General features: G+C 43.8%; 13 protein-coding genes. 9 read left to right on the top strand and 4 right to left on the bottom strand.

What is annotated here, in order from left to right:
* The first annotated feature begins 194 nt into the window (after positions 1–194).
* The gene (locus A1QO_RS11250) at positions 195–2,075 is read left to right on the top strand and encodes a methyl-accepting chemotaxis protein (RefSeq protein WP_017037316.1); all 1,881 of its coding nucleotides are present in this window, start codon (positions 195–197) and stop codon (positions 2,073–2,075) included.
* A gap of 87 nt (positions 2,076–2,162) precedes the next feature.
* On the opposite strand, the gene A1QO_RS11255 is transcribed toward A1QO_RS11250, so the two are convergent.
* The 3 genes from A1QO_RS11255 to A1QO_RS11265 form a co-directional block, all read right to left on the bottom strand.
* Positions 2,163–3,140, bottom strand: a complete 978-nt coding sequence (locus A1QO_RS11255) for a lipid A deacylase LpxR family protein (RefSeq protein WP_017040041.1) — start codon at positions 3,138–3,140, stop codon at positions 2,163–2,165.
* Between the two features lie 202 nt (positions 3,141–3,342).
* A complete protein-coding gene (pflB, locus tag A1QO_RS11260) occupies positions 3,343–5,619 on the bottom strand; it encodes a formate C-acetyltransferase (protein ID WP_017040042.1) in 2,277 nt (758 codons plus the stop codon).
* Positions 5,620–5,920: 301 nt separating this feature from the next.
* Positions 5,921–7,468, bottom strand: coding sequence for a DUF3360 family protein (locus A1QO_RS11265; protein ID WP_017034862.1), 1,548 nt, complete (start codon positions 7,466–7,468; stop codon positions 5,921–5,923).
* A gap of 610 nt (positions 7,469–8,078) precedes the next feature.
* Between A1QO_RS11265 and A1QO_RS11270 the strand changes: the two genes are divergently transcribed.
* The 4 genes from A1QO_RS11270 (at position 8,079) to A1QO_RS11285 (ending at position 11,234) form a co-directional block, all read left to right on the top strand.
* Positions 8,079–8,849, top strand: coding sequence for an ABC transporter ATP-binding protein (locus A1QO_RS11270; RefSeq protein WP_017034863.1), 771 nt, complete (start codon positions 8,079–8,081; stop codon positions 8,847–8,849).
* Between the two features lie 94 nt (positions 8,850–8,943).
* Complete coding sequence (locus A1QO_RS11275) at positions 8,944–9,714, top strand: ABC transporter substrate-binding protein (protein ID WP_017037318.1); 771 nt, start codon at positions 8,944–8,946, stop codon at positions 9,712–9,714.
* A 98-nt stretch (positions 9,715–9,812) separates the two neighbouring features.
* Positions 9,813–10,553 (top strand): ABC transporter permease, encoded by a 741-nt coding sequence (locus A1QO_RS11280; protein WP_017034865.1) that lies wholly within the window; start codon positions 9,813–9,815, stop codon positions 10,551–10,553.
* 3 nt (positions 10,554–10,556) lie between these two features.
* The gene (locus tag A1QO_RS11285; protein WP_026027082.1) at positions 10,557–11,234 is read left to right on the top strand and encodes an ABC transporter permease; all 678 of its coding nucleotides are present in this window, start codon (positions 10,557–10,559) and stop codon (positions 11,232–11,234) included.
* Between the two features lie 130 nt (positions 11,235–11,364).
* On the opposite strand, the gene xthA is transcribed toward A1QO_RS11285, so the two are convergent.
* The gene (gene xthA / locus A1QO_RS11290) at positions 11,365–12,174 is read right to left on the bottom strand and encodes an exodeoxyribonuclease III (protein ID WP_017037319.1); all 810 of its coding nucleotides are present in this window, start codon (positions 12,172–12,174) and stop codon (positions 11,365–11,367) included.
* Between the two features lie 210 nt (positions 12,175–12,384).
* Here xthA and A1QO_RS11295 point away from each other — a divergent pair, with 210 nt between their 5' ends.
* From A1QO_RS11295 to cydX, 4 genes are all read left to right on the top strand, one after another.
* Positions 12,385–14,502, top strand: a complete 2,118-nt coding sequence (locus tag A1QO_RS11295) for a methyl-accepting chemotaxis protein (RefSeq protein ID WP_017034868.1) — start codon at positions 12,385–12,387, stop codon at positions 14,500–14,502.
* Between the two features lie 541 nt (positions 14,503–15,043).
* Positions 15,044–16,630: a cytochrome ubiquinol oxidase subunit I gene (gene cydA / locus A1QO_RS11300; RefSeq protein ID WP_017040045.1), complete on the top strand. Its 1,587-nt coding sequence runs from the start codon at positions 15,044–15,046 to the stop codon at positions 16,628–16,630.
* A gap of 14 nt (positions 16,631–16,644) precedes the next feature.
* On the top strand, positions 16,645–17,781 hold the full coding sequence (cydB, locus tag A1QO_RS11305; protein ID WP_017040046.1) for a cytochrome d ubiquinol oxidase subunit II: 1,137 nt from the start codon (positions 16,645–16,647) through the stop codon (positions 17,779–17,781).
* Between the two features lie 12 nt (positions 17,782–17,793).
* On the top strand, positions 17,794–17,901 hold the full coding sequence (gene cydX, locus A1QO_RS11310; protein ID WP_017034871.1) for a cytochrome bd-I oxidase subunit CydX: 108 nt from the start codon (positions 17,794–17,796) through the stop codon (positions 17,899–17,901).
* Positions 17,902–17,919 lie beyond the last annotated feature (18 nt).

Raw genomic sequence — 17,919 nt, forward strand, 5'->3', positions numbered from 1 at the left:
TGTCTAAATACCCATCAAGTTGCTGCAAAATTCAGCTCGAAAGATCAACATGCCCTAAGAATAGTTATTAAAAATAAATCGCCTTATACAGGTCATGTGTTATAGAGTTGTTATAGTTAATAAAGATATTAATAATAATTTGGTTACATAACTTTTGCTTAGTTGTTTATCTCAGTAGTAGATAAGGGTGTCTCATGGAAGTATTTGCGTTATCTCAACGACAAAAAATAACCGTTTTTTTAGTTATTCTGTCTATTGGCTTCATCAGCCTTGGTTTGTTTACCTCAAATCGTTTGTCTGTAATGGGGTCACAATATATCCGTAGTGGCGATGTCGCTGCTGGTTCGATTTCGATATACAAAACACAAAGTGCGTTACTGACACTTGCCGCTGACATCGATTCACTTAACGCGAGTGAAGTAGAAAAGACTAAGGTAACGATACAAGAAATTAAGCAGTTAGCCGATGAAAATGCTATTTTTCTAAAGGCGCTTGGTCTGATTCAGCAGGCTGATGGCCTGACGGGTAGTGTGGAAGAGTTTTATCAAACACTCATTCCATGGTTAACGGTGAAGGAAGAGCTCGGATTCAGTGTAGATGAGGGGAATTTAGGCCAGTTAAAATCGCTGGCGACAACCATTGAAATGAAAATTGAAGAAACCGGTATGGTGACTTTGAATTCAGATTTTCAGGTCATGATTAAAGCGCAACAAAACTATCTACTTCAGCCTAACGAAAAAAATCTCACATTGTTCAATAGAGCGATGGCAATGTTCGTAAACATGTCGAATACCTATGCGATGCTCGATCTCTATGAGAAAGAGATTGAAGCGATGAAAAGTACCTTTCTTAGAGTTGCCGAGCTTTCCCAAGAAATCGGAGCGATTGAACAAAACTTATTTCAAAGTGAATTACGCTTAAAGACGGTCATAGGCGATGTGACGGATACGTTAGCCAGTATTACGACTGAATACATTGGAAAGGCCGAGAAAAGTGCGGCTCAAACCCAATGGTCGGTACTTATAGCGTGTGCGGCATTAGCCGTATTTACTATTGCCATTTTTATCACAATCAGTGGCACGCTAACACGATCAGTTAAGCAAATAAGTACGATTCTTTCCGGCGTTGCGAAAGGGGATTTATCACAGAGAATGAAGATAGGTCCGAACGATAACGATGAATTTAACCAATTGGCGATGACGATTAATCAAAGTTGTGAAAATCTGGGTGAATTGGTTCATGGTGTACAAAATAGCAGTAATGCATTGTCAGTCAATGCGGCAGAACTGAATACTGGGATAGATACGTTGGCACACAATCAGTCGAAAGTATTAGGACAAACCGAGTTGTTAGCGTCTGCGACGGAAGAAGTCAGTGTGACCACGCAAGAAGTGTCTAATTCGCTGGAGTTTGTTGCTGATGTGAGTAAGTCATCGACCAATGCTGCAGAGGAAGGGGCGACGGTGATTAAAGGAGCCATTGATTCCCTTGAAGATGTCAACAATATACTGAAGTCGGCAGCAGGGCATATCCAACAGCTAGAAACCGCCTCCTCAAAAGTGGATTCCGTCATGGAGATTATTAACGGGATTGCGGAACAAACCAATCTACTTGCTTTGAATGCGGCGATAGAAGCGGCAAGGGCTGGTGAGCAGGGGAGAGGATTTGCCGTGGTTGCCGATGAAGTCAGGAACCTGGCGGTGAGAACGGTTGATGCAGTTGGTGAGATTTCAGGGACGATTGAAACCATGAAAAAAGAGAGTGCTGAAGTGATTCAGTACATTGGGCAATCTGAATCTTCTATCCAGGCGGGTCAAGAAAAAGGCCACGAAGCAATGACAGCATTAGGCCAAATCACTGAAAAGGCCGATGAAGCCGCTCATCAAACCGAAGTGATATTCGCCTCAATAAGAGAGCTTGCTACGACCAGTCAATCAATGGCAAATAACATGATAGAGATATCATCAGCAATGAAAGAACTCGAAAACAATAATGAACAGTTAAGACAGACGAGCGAGTTGGTGGATCAACGTTCAAGCAGCCTGAATTCAGACTGCGAACGCTTCAATATTTAGCCAGTTTCGCTGTTAGTAGGGTAGTCGGATCTATAAAGTGGTTTTTATTCTGTCGGCTATCCTACCGACTGTCCTACCAAGTAAAGGTTAGAAAAAGGCAAATAGCGCGAGACCGCCCGTACCGTATATCGAGCTTGGTGCTTCTTTATAATCGGGGGTTTTTGCGGTGACGGTTAAACTGGCTCCGACGTATTGGTTGTACCAAACCGCGCCTAAGACCGCCGTAGATTGCCAGTTTTCAAGAGTGCTTGGGTAGTTCTCAGGATTCGAAATATTAGGTCGTTCGCCTTCAATGGTGATGTCGTTGAATCGATAGCGACCTTCAATGCCAGTGAAGACAAACCAAGCAGTATTAGACGCGCCAATCATACCGGGTCGAAATGGATTTTCTGTTGAAATGTTGGCAGCGCCCATGTTGCCGCCAAGGTCCGTACCCCATCGAAACATCATCCCAGTAGAAAGATCACTTCTAAAGCTCCCTATATTACCTTCGCTGACGTTAGACACTTCCAATTCAGTATTACCGAATGAACGGCTGCGCCCCCAATTAAAGTGCGATAGATAGCCAACACTGCCGACCAGACCTTCATCAACTTGGTAGTCCCAACCGTTTGGATCGTCAGATCCAGTAATACTATGAACTAATTTTTGTGCTTGACCCGCCAATGAATTTTCACCGGTTGCACCAAGAGTGAGGTTAAATCGCTGAGCTTGCTGTGGGTGAAGGCTGATGAAGTTAAGTTCACCATGGAAGTAACCTGCATACGGCCGGTCATTGGCAAGGGGTTCCATTGCTTCAATGTCTGAAGGCGTCCACATTTTGTGCCCTAACGTAAACTCGACTTTGTCTAAGGGAGAGGCTCCCCAAACGGATAAGCTTAGAGGGGTAAGAATCCAAGGAGTATTGATTGCCCCAGAGGTATAAGAGAGAAAAATACCATTGGTGTAATCTTGGTCGACCCCAAAGATGCCATCGTTATCAAGAGAAAATGAAACGGTGGATCGTTCAGATGCGGTAACACTTGACGAGGCGATAATTAAAGCAAGGAGAATTTGAGACTTCATTTTAGTACTACAACTGATTACTGACTCTAAATAGTACAGCAAAAAACACGCCAAAGTGAGCGATAGAATAATGAAGCGTTAAAACTGTGCGTGTAATCGAATTAATAGACTTAACAACGATTTTTGGTGAATTGTAGTCGGAAAAAAGCCCTGCTTACTGAATGAGTAAGCAGGGCTTCTACGCTTTATGTTTCGCTAAATCTTATAAAGATTCAGTGAAAGTACGCGCGATTACGTCAGCTTGCTGCTCTTTAGTTAAAGAGTTAAAGCGAACAGCATAACCAGAAACACGGATAGTTAGCTGTGGGTATTTCTCAGGGTGCTTAACAGCGTCTTCTAGTGTACCGCGGTTAAGAACGTTCACGTTAAGGTGTTGGCCACCTTCAACGCCAGCTTCATGGTGGAAGTAACCATCCATAAGGCCTGCAAGGTTAGCGCGTTGGCTATCTTCTTCTTTACCTAGTGCGTTTGGCACGATAGAGAAAGTGTAAGAGATACCATCTTGTGCGTCTGCAAACGGTAGTTTACCTACTGAAGTCAGTGAAGCTACAGCACCTTTCTCATCACGACCGTGCATTGGGTTAGCACCAGGAGCGAAAGGAGCACCAGCACGACGGCCGTCAGGTGTGTTACCTGTTTTCTTACCGTACACAACGTTAGAAGTGATAGTAAGGATAGACTGAGTCGGAATAGCGTCACGGTACATCTTAAGTTTACGGATTTTGCCCATAAACGTAGAAACAAGTTCACATGCGATGTCATCTACGCGTGCGTCGTTGTTACCAAATTTAGGGTAGTCACCTTCGATATCGAAATCGATCGCGATGCCGTCTTCATCACGCACTGGTTTAACCGTTGCGTATTTGATTGCAGATAAAGAGTCAGCCGCTACAGAAAGACCTGCGATACCACATGCCATAGTACGACGAACATCGCGGTCATGAAGAGCCATTAGAGACGCTTCGTAGCTGTACTTGTCGTGCATGTAGTGGATGCTGTTAAGCGCAGTCACGTATTGTTTTGCTAACCAATCCATAAATGTGTCTAGGCGACCCATTACGTCATCGTAGCTTAGAACTTCGTCAGTGATCTTGTCGCCAACTGGGCCAACTTGCATCTTCAGCTTCTCATCGACACCGCCGTTGATTGCGTAAAGCATTGTTTTCGCAAGGTTAGCACGAGCACCGAAGAACTGCATTTGCTTACCAACGATCATGGGTGAAACACAACATGCGATAGCGTAGTCGTCTGAACCTAGGTCAGGACGCATTAGGTCATCATTTTCGTACTGGATAGAAGACGTATCGATAGATACCTTCGCACAGAAACGTTTGAAGCCGTCTGGAAGCTGCTCAGACCAAAGAACCGTGATGTTTGGCTCTGGAGAAGGCCCCATAGTGTATAGCGAGTTTAGGAAACGGAAGTTTGAACGCGTAACCAGTGTACGACCATCAACACCCATACCACCCATTGACTCAGTAGCCCAGATTGGGTCACCAGAGAATAGCTCATCGTACTCAGGAGTACGTAGGAAACGAACCATACGTAACTTCATTACGAAGTGGTCAATCATTTCTTGAGCTTGAACTTCAGTGATAGCACCAGAAGCAATATCACGCTCTATGAACACGTCTAGGAAAGTCGAAGTACGACCTAGAGACATTGCTGCACCGTTTTGAGATTTAACTGCCGCTAGGTAGCCGAAGTAAGTCCATTGGATTGCTTCTTGAGCTGTTTGAGCAGGGCCAGAAATATCAAAGCCGTATTTCTCAGCCATTACTTTCATTTGGCCTAGAGCGCGGTGTTGCTCAGAGATTTCTTCACGAAGTTGCATTGTAGCAGCGAGATCTTCGCCATTTTCGAAACGCTCTTGAAGAGAAGCAAACTGAGCTTGCTTGTCTTTCATTAGGAAGTCTACACCGTATAGTGCTACGCGACGGTAGTCACCAATGATACGACCACGACCGTATGCATCAGGAAGACCTGTTAGAACACCTGATTTACGACATTTTAAAATGTCAGGTGTGTAGATATCGAAAACACCTGCGTTGTGCGTTTTACGGTATTCTGAGTAGATCTTTGAAACCATAGGGTCAAGAGTTTCACCATATGCTTTACAAGAACCTTCAACCATACGTACACCACCATTAGGGATGATGGCACGCTTTAGTGGTTTTTCTGTTTGTAGACCAACAATTGTTTCTAGGTCTTGTTCGATATAACCAGCATCATGGGAAGTGATGGTAGAAATAACAGACGTATCGAAATCAACAGGTGCTTTCGTTGCGTTTTCCTGTTTGATACCTTCCATTACTTTGTTCCAAAGCACGTTAGTTGCTTCAGTACCTTCAGAAACTAGGAAAGATTCGTCGCCTTCATACGGCGTGTAGTTCTTTTGAATAAAATCACGAACGTTTACTTCGTTTTGCCAATCACCGTTAGCAAAACCTTCCCAAGCTTTAGCAAATTGCTCTGCCATGACATACCTACCTTTTTAGTAGAAAAAACACGTACTGGGTTCACTGTATGAACAGCTATCTTCAGAGGAAGATCAGTACTCACATTAATAACAATATCTATAATAGTAGAAACTGGCATCTCGAAAATTATACATATTGCCATTTACATCGAGTGTGGCATTAAATTTTGGATAACAACACTCACGACATGGGCGAATCATACTCTAAAATATTTTTACAAAACTTAAACTAAATCAATAAAAGTAAAATAAAGTTGAAAAAAAAGGGTGATGAACGCCATCACCCTAACTTTTTTTTAATCTACAGCCAGGCTTTAAGCCCGTACTGACTTTCTAACATACCAACAGCAAGCATAGCAATCAAACAAATGATGAGTACGCCAGCTGGAATCACAATTTTGTCTACGAATGATAATTTAGAAGCACGCTCTTTATCACCAATCAAACCATTGTTATCGAGAAGCATCGTCAGTGCCCAAGCTAGCACAGGGTTAACAACCGCTGATCCGAAGATACAAATACCCGCAGCTTGAGAATCCTTCGTGTCTTTGACCATCTGCATACCTGCTTCAAGCAGAGGTAAGAAAACCCCCACAAGAAGAGCAACACGCATCACTGGAGGCCATACCGCAACATCCATTGGGAAACCGAGGATTGCAACAATAATACACAGTGAACCCAGTAAAATCGCACCAGCAGGAATAGGGCGCTTAGCGATTGCAGCCGGGATCATGTACGTTCCCCAAGATGATGTGATGTTACCACCACCTACTGCAGTCCCCACCATTTGACGGAAAGAACACATGGTCATAGTGTCATCCACGTCCATTAATACTTTTTCAGTCTTACGTGGGTAGTTCAGTTCTTGGAAGATACGGTGACCTAGGAAGTCTGGCGACCACATCGCAACCGCAAGAATGGCAAATGGAAGTGATGCAATGAAGTGTTCCAGATTAGGAAGACCTAATTGCCAACCTTGTTCTGTGCTTCCCCACCAGTAAACAGGGTTTAGATTAGGTAAGCCCATTTCTGTTTCGAACGTAAGGTCAAAACCCGCTCCAAGGCCTAAAGCAATTATAAGGCCGGTGAACGCACAAACAGGAATCGCCAACCAACGCATGTTGATCTTCGCGAGAATCGCGTAAACCACAATGTTGATGCCTAGTACCACTAAACCAATGTAGCCAAGGCTGCCGGCTTCCACTGTAGAAGACTGAAGTCCTGTTGCCCATGTTTGAATCGAACCTATTTGGCTCATTACACCAGTAAAGCCGAGGAATATTAATAACCCCCCAGCTGTTCCTTGGGAAGTGAGGTTAACCAGTTTGGATCCCCCTTTGAAGTAACTGAGCAACAAACCGAAAACGCCTAATAAAATAGCAAGCGCAAGAGGGTGGGCACCAGCAAGAGCGATACTACCGATCAGAGGAATCATCGGGCCGTGGTTACCGGCTAAGTTTGCTCTAGGGTTAAATATACCAGATGCCAAGATACAGAACAGTAACGCTGGGATAAGCATTTCAACACGGGCTACTTCAATGGCGAAGTCCTTGCCTAGCTCAACATGATCCCATGCCGCCGTTAGGCCATCAGCCCAAGACATCATTACCGCAGAGTACATGGCGATAATACCAATCGTACCAGCAAGGGCAGGTACTAAGTCTTCTAATTCAAATCGGAAATCACGACCAGGCAGGTTAAGCCCAAAGCGGCGTGGTTTCATAATTTGCAGTTCATGATCTAAATAGTCTGAACGGCTAGCAAACTCAGATGCTGGACGGTGGAGCTCTTGGTAGCTCTTGTTCTCAATATCCGAATCAGAGTGCGGTTTATTCACTGCGTCTGACATAGATTCCTCATAATAAAAGTAGTCATTTGTTCAATCCGAAACCTGCAACTCGTTAATAGTAAGTTGCTGGAGTGGTACGAGATAATTGTGTTAATTCTCAATTAAAGATAAAGCATGTAGTGTTTGTTTACACTTTCGATTTTTTGCGAGTTTACCCCGCTTGCTATATGGCTTGATTGATCTTGATCACTTTATAAAACATTGTGAAATAAAGCTACAGAACTGAGGGAGATGTGTGTAAAAGTAATATTGATATTGAAATTAAGTTACATAAAAAATATTGATAATGAAAGTAAGCTACATTCTATTACGAGTGATTTTTGAAACAAACGTAGTGAACAAGATAAGTAAAGGTTTACAAATGTTGAACTATATCTATTTTTTATAAATCCATTAACATTTGCAATGTTGGAATAATGATTCAAATTATTCATTTTATGCGTCTTTGGTAGATTATTAGCCTGATGTTTGAATTATTACTCATATAAAGTAGCTATATATTTCAAAAAGACAGGTTAATAATTTGTTGCATCTATCAATAAGGGGTGCTAGTTTGAATCGCAATGTGGGCGGAGCCCAGCAGTCATATCGAAATAGGGAGTACGAGCGCATGAATGAAGTACCAGCGCTAGATATTAAGGAACTACACAAGACATTTGGTCAAAATGAAGTACTGAAAGGCATTTCGTTAGAGGCACATAAAGGCGATGTTATTTCTATCATTGGCTCTTCCGGTTCAGGCAAGAGTACTTTTCTGCGATGTATAAACCTACTTGAAACTCCCACGTCTGGTGATATTTGGGTCAATGGTGAATTGATCGATATGAAAAAGAATCGTTCGGGTGAAGCGGTTCCTGCGAATGAAAAACAAGTTCAACGAATTCGTTCTCGGCTAGCTATGGTCTTTCAAGGCTTTAATTTATGGTCGCACATGACGGTATTGGAAAATGTGATTGAAGCGCCTGTACACGTTCTCGGTGTTCCCAAAGCTCAAGCCATTGAAAATGCTGAATTGTTGTTAAAGAAAGTGGGCTTGTACGAACGAAAAGATTATTACCCTGGTCACTTATCGGGTGGGCAACAGCAACGTGCAGCAATCGCTCGCGCTTTAGCGGTTGATCCAGAAGTGATGCTGTTCGATGAACCGACTTCTGCATTAGACCCAGAACTTGTTGGTGAGGTTCTTGGTGTTATGCGAGATCTTGCCGAAGAAGGGCGCACTATGTTGGTTGTTACTCATGAAATGGCGTTTGCCCGTGATGTTTCTAACCATGTTATGTTCTTACATCAAGGTATCGTTGAAGAGCAAGGCGACCCAGCTAAGCTATTTACAGCACCAGAATCTGAGCGTTTACAGCAATTTATATCTTCGATCTACTAGATCAGGAAACTGGTTTAGTGGAATTGTAAGCACAACCCAAAACACATAAAAATCAAACTTTATAGAAGTAAATTTCAATCACAGGAGTATGGAAATGAAAAAGTGGTTACTAGTAGCAGCGATTGCTGCAACAGCGGCGACAGGTATGGCCCAAGCGAAGGAATGGAAAACAGTACGCTTTGGTATTGAAGGCGCTTATCCTCCATTTAGCTGGACTGAAGCTGATGGTTCACTCAAAGGCTTTGACGTTGATATGGCAAATGCACTTTGTGAAGAGATGAAAGTGAAATGTCAGATCGTACCTCAAGATTGGGATGGTATTATTCCATCGCTACTTGCTCGTAAATACGATGCCATTATCGCAGCAATGTCGATTACAGAAGAACGTAAGAAGCGTATCGATTTCACTGGTAAATACGCGCTTATTCCAAATAAATTTATCGCTAAAAAAGGCGCTGAGCTTAACTTCGACAAGCTTGAAGGCGTGAAGATTGGTGTTCAACGTGCAACAACACACGATAAGTACCTAACTGACAACTATGGCAGCGCAGTAGAGATCGTACGTTACGGCTCTTTTGACGAAGCCTACCTTGACCTAGCTAACGGTCGCATTGTTTCTGTTCTTGGTGATGCCTCTGCACTTGAAGAAGGTGTTCTCAATAAAGCGGGCGGTGAAGCGTACGAATTTGTTGGTCCTTCGTTAACGGATCCTAAATGGTTCGGTGATGGTTTTGGTATCGCAGTTCGCAAACAAGATAAAGACCTAACGAAAACTCTCGATGCGGCGATTCTTTCGCTTCGTGAGAAAGGTGTGTATCAAGAGATTGCTGCAAAATACTTCAACTACGACGTATATGGCCAGTAATAGCTAAGCCGATATCTGGCTGTTGGTTCCTAGTCAATTGATGTACCCAACAGCTGGATATTCGCGTCTACTACAACCTAGGGACTAGGAACTAACCTATGTTAGATTTACAAGGATACGAAGCCTCAATATTAAAAGGGGCCGTTTTAACTATCGAAGTCGCCATTCTATCGCTCATCCTAGCTATGGTACTGGGTATGCTCGGCGCTTTAGCCAAATTAGCCCCATATCGTTGGGCAAGGGCAATCGCGACTCTCTACACCACAGTCATTCGTGGAATTCCTGATTTAGTACTCATGATGCTTATCTTTTTTGGTGGGCAAATCTTATTGAATAATAGTCTCTACTCGACCAATGAATGGATTAACGAATGGTTTACCTCGTCTAATCCAGATCACGAGTGGACAGCGTATTTACCTGATTACATCGATGTCAGTCCTTTTGTCGCCGGGGTGTTAACCATCGGGTTTATTTTCGGTGCTTACATGGCTGAAACCTTCCGCGGCGCAATTATGGCGGTCGATAAAGGTGAGATGGAAGCGGCAAAAGCCTATGGAATGAGTGGTCCTCTGGCGTTTCGACGCATCTTGCTTCCACAAATGATTCGTCACGCGTTACCAGGGTTTGGTAATAACTGGTTGGTTTTGCTTAAAACCACGGCTCTGGTTTCAATCATTGGGCTTGAGGACATGGTCCGAGTCAGTTCATTAGCTGCGGGTTCAACGAAAATGCCTTTTACTTTTTATATGACGGTTGCTGTGATTTTCCTATTCTTTACGAGTGTATCAACGGGGTTACTTAAGTTGGTCGAGCGTAAATTCAGCATTCATGCGAGGTAGATGATGGATTTCTCTTTACTGATTGATAGCTTTCCTATCTATCTTCATGGTTTGTGGACAACAACCTGGCTTGTCTCTTGCGCTTTAGTGCTAGGTTTAGCCATCGCCATCCCTTTAGCGATAGCCCGAAACAGCCCTAATTACTTTTGGAATGCGCCAGCCTGGACATTCATCTACTTTTTTCGTGGCACACCGCTGTTAGTGCAGCTCTATTTGATTTATTACGGTATGGACCAGTTTTTCCCAGTGAAGGATACATTGTGGGAAAACGCGTGGTTTTGCGCGCTCGTCGCGTTTGTCCTCAACACGTCAGCGTACACGGCGGAAATTGTACGTGGTGCGATTAACGGTTTGCCGAAGGGTGAAGTGGAAGCCGCAAAAGCGTATGGAATGAGCATGTCGAAAACATATCGTCGAATCATTCTGCCGAGCGCATTGCGTCGCGCACTTCCTGCCTACAGTAACGAAGTGATCTTCATGCTTCACGGCAGTGCAGTGGCAGGTATTGTGACTATTATGGACTTAACCGGTGCAGCCCGTCTCGTTAATGCTCGTTACTACGCCCCGTTTGAATCGTTCTTGGCCGCAGGACTATTTTACATGGGCTTGACGTTTATTATTCTGTGGTGCTTTAAACATGCTGAGAAACGTTTTCTAGCGTACCTTAGACCACTTAGCTAGTGCTTTAAGCCATTTTGCTACTCTTCTAGATGATTCGTTCATGGCAACTAGCGAAACGAGAAACAGGCTTCTAAGAAGAAGCCTGTTTTATTTTTGGTACTCAATTTCTTGGCACTCAATGCACAAAGTACTAAAAAGAAAAGGTTGACCATATGGGCGCATGGTCTGACGGTTTTTCAATACCTCGCAGCTCGTAATCAATGCCAGCGTCGATGCATTGAGCGGCCAGTGAAGGCGTAGCTAAGACAACATCAATGCGTAACCCTCGATTGTCGTCAAAGCCACGGGAGCGGTAGTCAAACCACGAGTATTGGTCATCGACGGTTGGGTGCAAGTTTCTAAAGGTATCCTCAAGGCCCCATTGCTGCAGAGTCGCTAACCATTCACGTTCGATGGGTTGGAATGAACACTTACCTGTTTTCAACCAACGCTTTTTGTTTGGCTCCCCAATGCCGATATCAGCATCAATCGGGCTAATGTTAATATCGCCCATCACCACCAGTTTTTCATCATTACTGTGGTTAACATTAAGGTAAGTCATTAAATCTTTGTAAAACTGCTCTTTATAAGGGAATTTAGTTTCGTGAGCAATATTGTCGCCTTGTGGGAAGTAGCCGTTAAGCACGGTTACAGGTTCACCCTTGTCATTTTCAACGGTAACCATAATCATGCGCTTTTGATGGTCTTCCGTGTCGGTTGGGAATCCATACGTGACTGAAATAGGCTCTTTTTTACACAACATGGCCACGCCATAGTGTGCTTTTTGTCCGTGAAAATAGACGTGATAACCCATGGCTTCAACCGCTTCAAGGGGGAATGCATCATTGTGAACCTTGATTTCTTGTAGGCCTATAACATCCGGCTGGTGTTTGTCGATAACGGCTTGTAATTGATGTAAACGAGCACGAAGGCCATTGATATTAAAGCTGATGATTTTCATAAGTCATCCATATAGAAGAGGCAAAGTAGGATTCTATCACCTCTTATAATGAGGACAACGGTCAAACACATAAAATATTATGTGGTTACTGATTACAATATTAACATTTAAGTAAAGTTCTGATTGACGGAGTAAAACAGTGTGCTTTAATTCTAATGGTCAGGACTATTTTAACCGAAATTTCATACTGTTTGCTTATAAGGATGTAAGATGCGAACTCTTTCCGTACAGTGGAAAATAACCCTCTTAGCAGGTTGCTGCCTACTGATCACTTCATTATCTCTTGTCGGGTTCTCCGTTTACAACGCGATAGGGAATCAAAAGGTCATCACCGCTCAAAGTTCAACGTCGGTGATAGACAAATCTCAGCAGCTTCTTGAAACGCGCGCTCGATTGAACGCTACTGAGGTTGTTCAATTTCTCGATGAAGCGATATACCGAGCTGAAATGCTGGCTTCAAACGCGTTATTTTTCAAACGAAATACGGAAGAAAACTTTGGTTCAAGTGAAGAATTACGTACCGCTTTGGATGAAATGGTGCGTCAATCGGTTGCTGAGTTCGATGCCATCGAAGGGGCTTATCTGGTATTCCAACCGGATCTTCTGGATGGGGAAGATGGTAATTATGTAAACGCCGATTATGTAGGTTCCAATGACATTGGCCGATTTGCTTCTTATTGGAAAACGGCAGAAAACGGCGAAAATATCATTGCTAATGTGTTATCAGAAAAGTCCTTGGCACAAGAAAGTGAAAGTGAGCGTTTTTACTGCCCAATTGCAAGTGGTGAGATTTGTGTCTCAACACCCAGGCTCATTACCCAAGAAGATAGAGAATTTCTTACCTCATCCATTTCTGTTCCCATTCTTGTTGACGAGGTTCCAATCGGCTTCTTTGGTATTGATCTTAAACTCGATCAACTGACTAACGTAATCGCTGAATCCGATGCAAGTCTGTTTGAAGGACGTGGCCGATTATTTATCATCAGTTTGAATGGTTCTTTGATTGCGAGTGACGATCCGAGTCTCGTGATTGGAAGTGCGTTTCAAAGTAGTACTGTAAGTCGCGATAAAGTGACCGATCTGTTATTTGGCGGCGAGCTAACGACAAGTTGGAGTAATGATGATTCATGGCTAACGGTTTTTGCTCCAATGACGGTCGCCAATCAAACCTGGGGCGTTATTTTTGAAATGCCTCGCTCGGTGGTTGTCGCCGATGCCGTCGCGTTAGATGAAGTTCTGTCTGGCAACTTAGCGTCGAGTGTAAAAAGTGAATTATTGACGGGCGGGATATTTGTCCTGGTTGGTTTGGCTCTTATTGCTATTTTGGCGCAACGCGTTGTCAAACCAATTCGAGAAGTGGTGGTACGCCTTGATGACATTGCGTCAGGTGAGGGTGATCTTACTCAGCGTCTAAACGTTACGTCGCAAGATGAAATAGGCCAACTGGCTAAGGGTTTTAATCTCTTTTTGGAAAAACTTCAGTCAACAATCAAAGACGTGGTGGTGACAACCAATGATGTTGCCCAAACGACGGTTGAAGCCAAAAATGCGGCGATGGCAACTCGAACGAGCAGTGAATCTCAATTCAAAGAAGTGGATTTAGTCGCAACTGCATCTGAAGAGATGACACAAACGGCGAGCATGGTGGTACAAAATGCAGAAACAGCCGTGCAAGCTGCTGCCGATGCTAATGATGCTGCGGTCACCGGACAAAAAGTGATTGAAAGCTCTCAGACTGAAATGGGTGCACTGCTCAGTAAAATGACGCAAGCCGTCCCTATTGTTGAAGAGCTGGCCGTAAATAACGCCAATATTACCGAGATATTGACGGTTATTGAGGGCATATCAGAACAAACAAACTTATTGGCTCTCAATGCTGCCATTGAAGCGGCTCGTGCCGGCGAGCAAGGGCGTGGTTTTGCCGTGGTGGCGGATGAAGTAAGAAACCTGGCTAGTCGTACTCAGGCGTCTGTTGGTGAAATTAGAGGTGTGATTGATAAAGTCCAGCGTGGAACCCAAGACGTTGTTGCAACGATCCAAGAAGGTCACCAACTTGCTCATGACTCTTCCAGTCAGGTTAATACCGCTGTTGAAGAGCTGAGTCATATCTTTGCCGCGATCGCAGCGATTAATGATATGAATAGCCAAATTGTTAGAGCGGCAGAAGAGCAGCAAACGGTCTCGGCAGAAGTGAACCAGAGTGTGTCGAATATTAGGGATCTAAGCGCACAAATTGTTAGCCAGGCGGGTGAGTCAGAATCGATTGGTAATCAAATTAATACGTTGTCGGAGAAGCAGCAGCAGTTGGTGAGTCAATTCAAAGTTTAAGTTCTTGGTTGAATGATCTTCCAGCGCGATAAAAATCCAAGTGTCTCTCAGGCACTTGGATTTTTTTATGAATGCTTCTTAAGGCCAGGTCGTGATGTCTAAATGGAAAGGTGAGAGGAAAGAACACACCCTAATAAGTAAGAACGAAATTTTTTTTAGTGAACGGCATTAGGGCTTTGAACTGCCTATCATTGACGTCGCTCCGCTTCCAGTGACCTCAAATAGTTTGGTTATTTTGAGGTTTTTGTTCACACACTCTGTTACAAATGACAATTCCACTCAAATATTTTTTAGAGCTGTAAAATAAATATTCCTTAATTTACAGCTTCTAAGTCTTTTCTTGGCAATCAATCTCACAATATACTCAAATTATTTTGAATTTTTTAACATTCAGGAGTAGTATCGATTTGCTCTTCACCGTTACGGTGTAACACGGAATTAACAATAAAATAAACTTTGCGTAACACCCTGCGCGACCTCATTGTTCGTTAAGGGCTTTATTGCACAGAAAGTGTCACTCAGCCGACACATAGGAGTAATTATGTTGGACGTAGTTGAACTATCACGTCTCCAATTTGCAATAACAGCGATGTACCATTTCTTATTCGTACCGTTGACTTTAGGCTTAGCGTTTTTGCTTGCCATTATGGAGTCTCTGTATGTCATGACCGACAAACAAATCTACAAGGACATGACTAAGTTCTGGGGTAAGTTATTCGGTATTAACTTTGCGTTAGGTGTAGCTACTGGCCTAACAATGGAATTTCAATTTGGTACTAACTGGTCTTATTACTCCCATTATGTGGGTGATATTTTTGGTGCCCCTCTTGCCATTGAAGCGTTAGTCGCTTTCTTTTTAGAATCAACCTTTGTGGGGCTTTTCTTCTTTGGTTGGGAAAGGCTGTCAAAGCGTCAGCACTTAGTTGTGACTTGGCTCGTTGCGCTAGGCTCAAGCTTTTCTGCGTTGTGGATCCTCGTTGCTAATGGCTGGATGCAAAATCCAATCGGTGCAGAGTTCAACTTTGAAACCATGCGTATGGAAATGGTCAGCTTCTCGGAAGTTGTGCTTAACCCAGTTGCTCAAGTTAAATTCGTTCACACGGTCGCTTCTGGCTACGTGACAGGTGCGATGTTTGTTCTTGGTATCAGTTCTTACTACCTTCTGAAAGGTCGTGATGTGGCTTTTGCTCGTCGCTCTTTTGCTATCGCTGCTTCATTTGGTATGGCGGCTATCTTGTCGGTGATCATCTTAGGTGATGAGTCTGGCTACGAGCTCGGTGACGTACAAAAAGTGAAGCTTGCTGCTATCGAATCTGAATGGCACACCGAAGAAGCTCCGGCTGGTTTTACCGTTTTTGGTATTCCGAACCAGGAAACAATGGAAACGGATTACGCGGTGAAAATCCCCTACGTCATGGGCATCATCGCTACACGTTCTCTTGATACCGAAGTGACGGGCTTACGTGACCTGCGTGATGAACATATTGTGCGCATTCGTAACGGTATGGTGGCTTACGAATTGCTTGAGCGAATCCGTGAAGGCGATCGCAGTGAAGAAAACCTAGCTGCATTTGATGAGATCAAAGTGGACTTAGGCTACGGTTTACTGCTGAAGCGATATACCGATAATGTCGTTGATGCAACTGAAGAACACATTCAAGCGGCCGCTGATGACTCTATTCCTACCGTTTGGCCGTTATTCTGGTCATTCCGTATTATGGTTGCTTGTGGCTTTATCATGTTGTTTGTGTTTGGTGCTGCGTTTATTCAGACGTGTCGTCAAAAAATCGAACAAAAACCGTGGATATTAAAAGCGGCTCTACTAAGTATTCCATTACCATGGATTGCAGTTGAAGCGGGTTGGTTTGTTGCTGAATATGGTCGTCAACCATGGGCTGTCGGTGAAATTTTGCCCGTAAACGTTGCGGCTTCTGCCCTAACAATGGGTGAATTGTGGACGTCACTGTTTATGATTATCGCGCTTTACACTGTCTTCTTAATTGCGGAAGTGTATCTGATGCTGAAGTTCGCTCGCAAAGGACCAAGCAGCCTAAAAACCGGCCGCTATCACTTTGAGCAGGGTGAACTATCACACGAAGAGAAACTTAACCGTCAAGTTGAAGCATAGCAGGGAGTAGTGACATGTTTGATTACGAAATTTTACGCTTGATTTGGTGGGTATTGATTGGCGTATTGCTCATCGGTTTTGCCATTACAGATGGCTTTGACATGGGTGTTGGCGCACTGATCCCTGTTATCGGGAAAACCGATACTGAGCGACGAGTGATGATTAATTCCATCGCACCCCACTGGGATGGAAACCAAGTATGGCTAGTGACGGCGGGTGGCGCGTTATTTGCCGCTTGGCCACAAGTTTACGCAACGTCATTCTCAGGGTTTTACCTTGCGATGATGGTGACGCTGGCAGCGTTGTGGTTGCGACCACTCGGTTTGGATTACCGTTCAAAAATTGAAGATCCAAAGTGGCGCAAATCATGGGATATCGGTATTTCGATCAGCGGATTTGTGCCACCGATCATATTTGGTGTTGCTTTTGGTAACCTTCTACAAGGTGTTCCCTTTGAGTTCAACGATTTTATGATGGTGACCTACCACGGTTCGTTCTTTGGCTTGCTTAACCCATTTGCATTGCTATGTGGTCTTGTTAGCTTGTCTATGATCTTGCTGCAAGGAATGACCTGGCTGCAAATGAAGACTACCGATGAAGTGCATTCACGAGCTCGCTCTATTGCGCAAATCATGGGTTTGGTTGTTGTGGTCACGTTTGTGGCGGCAGGAGTTTGGATTCAGAATATCGAAGGCTACGTAGTGACAAGTATTATCGATACTAATGCGCCTTCTAACCCGCTAAACAAAGAAGTGATCCGAGAAGCGGGCGCTTGGATGAACAACTTTTATGCGTATCCAGCCATGTGGTTAGCGCCAATAACGGGTATCGTTGGTGCCCTGTTAGCGGTGTTGTTTGCTAAAATTGACCGAGCTGGCTTTGCATTTCTGTCTTCCAGTTTAGCGAATACGGGTATTATTCTGACGGCTGGCTTTGCCATGTTCCCGTTTGTGATGCCTTCAGATTTGCTTCCAAACCACAGTTTAACGATGTGGGATGCAACGTCGAGTGAGCTGACTCTTAACTTAATGACAGCCGTCGCATTTGTTATGGTACCTGTTATCTTGGCCTACACAACGTGGACGTACTACAAGATGTTTGGCCGTATCAATAACCAGTTTATCGAAGATAACAAAAACTCACTTTATTAAGGAGCGTAACGTATGTGGTATTTTGCATGGATTTTAGGCATTTTACTTGCCTGTGCATTTGGCATCATTAACGCTCTTTGGTTAGAGCATTCAGAAATGATGGATAAAGATAGCGAATAACAGAGAGACCGCTTGGTT

This window comes from Vibrio genomosp. F10 str. ZF-129 (assembly GCF_000287055.2).
Lineage (GTDB): Bacteria > Pseudomonadota > Gammaproteobacteria > Enterobacterales > Vibrionaceae > Vibrio.

Excerpts from the sequence above, each read along its gene's own strand:
- A1QO_RS11250 (WP_017037316.1), top strand. The coding sequence starts at position 195 with ATGGAAGTATTTGCGTTATCTCAACGACAAAAAATAACCGTTTTTTTA.
- A1QO_RS11255 (WP_017040041.1), bottom strand. The coding sequence starts at position 3,140 with ATGAAGTCTCAAATTCTCCTTGCTTTAATTATCGCCTCGTCAAGTGTT.
- pflB (WP_017040042.1), bottom strand. The coding sequence starts at position 5,619 with ATGGCAGAGCAATTTGCTAAAGCTTGGGAAGGTTTTGCTAACGGTGAT.
- A1QO_RS11265 (WP_017034862.1), bottom strand. The coding sequence starts at position 7,468 with ATGTCAGACGCAGTGAATAAACCGCACTCTGATTCGGATATTGAGAAC.
- A1QO_RS11270 (WP_017034863.1), top strand. The coding sequence starts at position 8,079 with ATGAATGAAGTACCAGCGCTAGATATTAAGGAACTACACAAGACATTT.
- A1QO_RS11275 (WP_017037318.1), top strand. The coding sequence starts at position 8,944 with ATGAAAAAGTGGTTACTAGTAGCAGCGATTGCTGCAACAGCGGCGACA.
- A1QO_RS11280 (WP_017034865.1), top strand. The coding sequence starts at position 9,813 with ATGTTAGATTTACAAGGATACGAAGCCTCAATATTAAAAGGGGCCGTT.
- A1QO_RS11285 (WP_026027082.1), top strand. The coding sequence starts at position 10,557 with ATGGATTTCTCTTTACTGATTGATAGCTTTCCTATCTATCTTCATGGT.
- xthA (WP_017037319.1), bottom strand. The coding sequence starts at position 12,174 with ATGAAAATCATCAGCTTTAATATCAATGGCCTTCGTGCTCGTTTACAT.
- A1QO_RS11295 (WP_017034868.1), top strand. The coding sequence starts at position 12,385 with ATGCGAACTCTTTCCGTACAGTGGAAAATAACCCTCTTAGCAGGTTGC.
- cydA (WP_017040045.1), top strand. The coding sequence starts at position 15,044 with ATGTTGGACGTAGTTGAACTATCACGTCTCCAATTTGCAATAACAGCG.
- cydB (WP_017040046.1), top strand. The coding sequence starts at position 16,645 with ATGTTTGATTACGAAATTTTACGCTTGATTTGGTGGGTATTGATTGGC.
- cydX (WP_017034871.1), top strand. The coding sequence starts at position 17,794 with ATGTGGTATTTTGCATGGATTTTAGGCATTTTACTTGCCTGTGCATTT.